At 74.2% G+C, this 5,051-nt stretch carries 5 protein-coding genes and 1 pseudogene; 1 reads left to right on the top strand and 5 read right to left on the bottom strand.

Features of this window, described 5'->3' with window-relative positions; translation table 11 throughout:
• Positions 1–807: FG-GAP repeat protein (locus tag ACWEJ6_RS54195; RefSeq protein ID WP_452433568.1), on the top strand; the 807-nt coding region annotated here is incomplete at its 5' end.
• Here the strand turns inward: ACWEJ6_RS54195 and ACWEJ6_RS54190 are convergent.
• The 5 genes and pseudogenes from ACWEJ6_RS54190 to ACWEJ6_RS54170 all read right to left on the bottom strand — a co-directional run.
• Complete coding sequence (locus ACWEJ6_RS54190; RefSeq protein ID WP_452433567.1) at positions 792–2,270, bottom strand: sensor histidine kinase; 1,479 nt, start codon at positions 2,268–2,270, stop codon at positions 792–794. The two genes, ACWEJ6_RS54195 and ACWEJ6_RS54190, sit on opposite strands and share 16 nt — an antisense overlap.
• Positions 2,267–2,959, bottom strand: coding sequence for a response regulator transcription factor (locus tag ACWEJ6_RS54185; protein ID WP_358293176.1), 693 nt, complete (start codon positions 2,957–2,959; stop codon positions 2,267–2,269). Before ACWEJ6_RS54185 ends, ACWEJ6_RS54190 begins: the two co-directional genes overlap by 4 nt.
• Positions 2,956–3,513: a hypothetical protein gene (locus ACWEJ6_RS54180; protein WP_452433565.1), complete on the bottom strand. Its 558-nt coding sequence runs from the start codon at positions 3,511–3,513 to the stop codon at positions 2,956–2,958. The genes ACWEJ6_RS54185 and ACWEJ6_RS54180 overlap by 4 nt, the downstream gene beginning before the upstream one ends.
• A 5-nt stretch (positions 3,514–3,518) precedes the next feature.
• A complete protein-coding gene (locus ACWEJ6_RS54175; protein WP_452433563.1) occupies positions 3,519–4,778 on the bottom strand; it encodes an ABC transporter permease in 1,260 nt (419 codons plus the stop codon).
• A pseudogene (locus ACWEJ6_RS54170) lies at positions 4,765–5,051 on the bottom strand (ABC transporter ATP-binding protein); the annotation flags it as partial. The pseudogene ACWEJ6_RS54170 and the gene ACWEJ6_RS54175, both read right to left, overlap by 14 nt.

Here is a 5,051-nt window from a genome sequence, read left to right as displayed (position 1 = left end):
GTGCGGCAGTCGGCGAACGTCACCGACCAGTGGGGCGCGGCGCTGGCGGCCGGCGACTTCGACGGCGACGGCCGCGACGAGCTGGCCGTCGGCGCGCCCGCCGACAGCGTGCGCCTGGACGGCCAGGGATCGGTGACCGTGCTCGACCCGCGCGCCCGCCGGGCCCGGCTGCTCACGCAGAGCTCGCCGGGGATCGCCGGCGCGTCGGAGAAGTGGGACGCCTTCGGCGCGGCCCTGGCCACCGGCGACTTCAACGGCGACGGCCGCGACGACCTGGCGATCGGCGTCCCCGGCGAGGGCCTCAGCGAGAACCAGCGGGCCATGGACTACGGCGACGGCACCGTGGACGTCCTGTACGGCTCGCGCGCCGGCCTGCGCACCCACGGCAGCGAGGCGTGGTCGCAACGCTCGCTGAAGGGCGAGCCGCGCTACTACGACCGGTTCGGCGCGGCGCTGGCCGCCGGGGACTTCACCGGCGACGGCAGGGACGAGCTGGCCATCGGCGTGCCCGGCGAGCACGCCGTCCAGGTGCTCCAGGGACGCGCGTCGGGCGGCCTGACCCGGAAGGGGAACCTGCTGGTCAAGGGCAGGGGACGCGACTTCGGCGCCGCGCTGGCCGCGCTGCCCGGCGGGGGCGGCCGCTACCGCGCGCTGACCGCCGGCCGCCCCCTGGACGGGCTGCTGGTCGCCGCCCCCGACCAGGGCCTGGTCATGTACGCCCCCGGCGTCCGCGAGACGGGCCTGCGCCTGGGCCGCCTCCGCCAGGTCTCCCAGGGGGCCGGCCTGTACGGCTACACCTTCGGCTGAACACCCCCTGGGCTCTGCGCGGATGGCAGCAGCACGCGGAACAGGGCGCCCTTGCCCGGCTCCCCCTCGGCCATGACGACGCCGCCGTGCGCCTCGACCAGCGTCGCCGCGATCGACAGGCCGAGCCCGGCCCCGCCCACCCCGCGCGCCGGATCGGCCCGGTAGAACCGCTCGAACACCCGCTCGGCCACCTCCGGCGGGAACCCCGGCCCCTCGTCGGCCACCTCCACCACGGCCCGCTCGCCGTCCACGCCGACGCGCACCTCGAACGGCGTCCCGGGGGGCGTGTGCTGCAGCGCGTTGCCCACCAGGTTCCCGACCACCTGGCCGAGCCGCGACTCGTCGCCGGTCACCAGCACCTCGCCCTCGCCGCCGTCCAGGCGGACCAGCTCGATCCGCCGGTCGGGGGCGAGCGTCTGGGCGTCGATCACGGCGGTCGCGGCCAGGCTGAGCAGGTCCACCGGCCGTCGTGCCAGCTCCCGCCGCTGGTCCAGCCTGGCCAGCAGCAGCATGTCCTCCACCAGCAGGCCCATGCGCGCGGCCTGCCCCTCGATCCGGCTCAGCAGCCGCACGGCCTCGGCCAGGTCCTTCTCCTTCCCCAGCCGGAACAGCTCGGCGAACCCCCTGATCGAGGTGAGCGGCGTGCGCAGCTCGTGCGAGGCGTCGGCCATGAACCGGCGCATGACCTCCTCCGAACGCCGTGCCGCCGTCGCCGACTCGCGCGCCGACTCGGCCGCCGCCTCCCGCTCGCGGACCGCCGACTCGATCTGGGCGAGCATGCCGTTGAGCGAGCGGCCCAGCTTGCCGACCTCGGTGGTGCTCGCCCACATCGGCACCCGGCGCGACAGGTCGCCGCCCGCGATGTCCCTGGCGGTGCGGCCGATCTCGCGCAGCGGGCGCAGGCTCCGCCGTACCAGCCAGTAGCAGGCGACGCCCAGCACGGCCAGCGTGCCGCCGCCGGCGAAGGCCACGATGAGGGCGAGCCTGGCCACCGTGCCCTCGACGTCGCCGAGGCTGATGGCGATCACCCGGCTGTCGCCGTCGCGGGCCGGGACGGCGACCACCCGCCAGTCCGGCCCGCCGGACGCGCGCGACTCGACGGTGAACGGCCGCCCGCCGCGCGCGGCGACGTCCGCGCTGGTCAGCCGGGGCAGCTTGGGCGTGTGCTCCTCGGTGGACTCGGTCAGCACCCGTACGGTGGCGCCGCCCGCGTCCACCAGCACCGAGTGGAACAGCCCGAAGAAGCGCTGCGGCTGCCGCCCGGCCGGCCACGCCTCGGGCGGCGGCGGCAGGTCGCGCGGCGCGGCGGCCGCCACCAGTTGCCGGTCCACCCGCTCGACCAGGTATCCGCGCAGCAGCCGCACGGCGAACAGGCCGGTCACCGTGATGGCGAGGGTGACCAGCAGCAGCGTGGCCGAGACCAGGCGCAGCCAGAGCGGGGCGCGGGCGAGGTGCTTCCTCATATGCGCGGCGGGCGCAGGATGTAGCCGACCCCGCGCAGCGTGTGCAGGTACTTCCGGTCGCCGGTGTCGATCTTGCGCCGCAGGTACGACACGTACGACTCGACCAGGCCCACGTCGGTGCGCCAGTCGCCGTTCCAGACGTGGTCGAGGATCTGCGTCTTGGACAGCACCCGGCCGACGTTCAGCATGAAGTACCGCAGCAGCCGGAACTCCGTCGGCGACAGCCGCACCGGGACGCCGTCGCGCCACACCTCGTGGCTCTCCTCGTCCAGCTCCAGGTCGGCGACGCTCAGCCGGTGGGGCGGCGGCGCGCCCCTGCGGGTCCTGCGCAGCACCGCCCGGATCCGCGCGATGACCTCCTCCAGGCTGAACGGCTTGGTCACGTAGTCCTCGCCGAGGCCGAGACCGGTGATCCGGTCCTCCGGCGTGTCCTTGGCGGTCACGAAGAGCACCGGGACCCGGCGGCCGCGGGACCGCAGCCTTCCCGCGACCGCCAGGCCGTCGATGTCGGGCAGCATCACGTCGAGCATCACCAGGTCGGGCGTGCTCTCCTCGGCCACCCGCAGCGCCTCCCGCCCGTCGGCGGCGGTCAGCACCTCGAACCCGGCCATGCGCAGGCTGGCCGAGAACAGCTCCCTGATGTTGGGCTCGTCGTCGACCACCAGCAGCCTGGCCTCGGGCTGGTTCATCGCGGGCCCCCTCCCGGCGTGCCCTGGGCTCCCTGGGTGATGGCGGTCGCGGTGACCGAGCCGTCGCCGGACTGCTGCCCGCGCACCACGACGGTGGTGCCGGCGGCCAGGTCGGCGACCTTGCCGGGCCTGGAGATCTGGACCGTGGTCTGGTCGCTGGTGGTGACCGTCACCGTGGCGCCGTCCATGGTTCTGACGTAGATCTTGTCGCCGTCGACCTTCTCGACGGTGCCGACCGTGCCGCCGCCCATGCGCTGCCCGAACCCGCCGTTCTGGGCGCCGTTCTGGGTGCCGGAGCCGCGCTGGGCGTAGCCGCCGCCGGGGAACTGGCCGTTCGTACGCCCGAGCTGCGCGGCGGCCGGCGCGGCGTCGGACGTGCCGAACAGCTTGCCCGCCTGGATGCCGATGAGCACGCCGGCCACCAGCACCACCCCGGCGGCCAGCCCGAGCGTCAGCTTCGAGACGCCGCCGCGCGGCCGGACGGCGAGCTCCTCCCCCAGGTCGTCGGGGAAGGGCGAGGAGTCGAGCCGGTCCATGTCTTTCTCCTTACTCATGCCGCCTACTCGTGCCGCAGGGCCTGGATCGGCCGGAGCTTGGCCGCCCTGTTGGCGGGATAACTGCCGAAGAACAGCCCGATCCCCACCGACACGCCCAGCGCCAGCGCGACGGACGACGGCACGAGGACCGGCTCGATGCCGGCCACGGTGAACCGGGTGCCGACGAAGGCCACCAGCACCCCGAGCAGCCCGCCGACCAGGCTGAGCAGGGTGGCCTCCATCAGGAACTGGCCCAGGATCGCGCCGCGCGGCGCGCCGATCGCCTTGCGGATGCCGATCTCCCGGGTCCGCTCGGTCACGGTGACCAGCATGATGTTGGTGATGCCGATGCCGCCCACCAGCAGCGAGATCGCCGCCACCGCCCCGAGCAGCACGGTGAACGTGCCGGTGGCCTCGCTCACCGTCTCCTGCAGGGTGGCCTGGTTGAGTATCCGGTAGTCGGGGTTGCCGTCGGTGATGCCGTGCCGCTGGTTCAGGACGGCGGTCACCTCCGACTGCGCCGCCGTGGTGGCCTCGGCCCCGGTGGCCTGCACGACGATCGAGTCCAGCGAGCCGAACCCGCTCAGGCTCTGCTGCACGGCGGGCAGCGGCGCCACGGCCACGTCGTCGGCGTCCTGCATGCCGGTGGAGCCGCTCTCCTTGAGCACCCCCACCACCGTGAACGGCACCCCGGACACGCTGACCTGCCGGCCGATCGGGTCCACCGCGCCGAACAGCTCTTCCACCACCGTCTGGCCGAGCACCACGACCTTCCTGGCGGCCAGCACGTCGTCGTTGAAGAAGTACGTGCCCTTGGCCACCGGCTTGTTCATGGCCTCGAAGTAGCTGGGGTAGGTGCCGACGAACTGCGCGATCGTGTGGCTGGCGGCGCCGTACGCGGCGGTGGCGGAGTTGGCGCCGACCACCGGCGAGACGGACCTGACCGACGGCGCGAGCGTCCGGTCGGTGAGCGCCTTGGCGTCGGCCAGGCTGAGCTGCCTGGCCTGCGTGCGCGGCCCGGTGTTGCCGCCGCCGCCCGGCGCGCGCCCGCCGAGTCCGCCCCCGCCGCCGCCCCCGCCCGAGAAGGACGGGGAGATCGTCAGCGTGTTGGCGCCGAGGCGCTGGATGTTCTTCTGGATGCTCTGCGAGGAGCCCTCGCCGACCGCCACCAGCAGGATGACCGCGGCGACGCCGATGAGGATGCCCAGGGTGGTCAGGGCGCTGCGCATCTTGTTGGCCAGCAGGCCGCGCAGCGCGAAGCGGAGGATCTCAAGCTGGTTCACTGGCCGCCGTCCTCGGGGGTGGTCCGTCGACCGGCGCCTGGCGGCGGTCCTCCACGATCTCGCCGTCCACCAGCCGGATCACCCGTTTGGCGTGCGCGGCCACGTCGTCCTCGTGGGTGATGAGGACGATCGTGCGTCCGGACTCGCTGAGCCGGTCGAGGATCCGCAGCACGTCGCGGGTGGAGGCGGTGTCCAGGTTGCCGGTGGGCTCGTCGGCCAGCAGCAGCGCGGGGGCGGTGACCAGCGCCCTGGCCACGGCCACGCGCTGCTGCT

It is taken from the genome of Nonomuraea sp. NPDC004702, from assembly GCF_053601695.1.
Note: the sequence above shows the minus strand (reverse complement) of the source record. Positions and strands in the feature narration are given on the sequence as shown.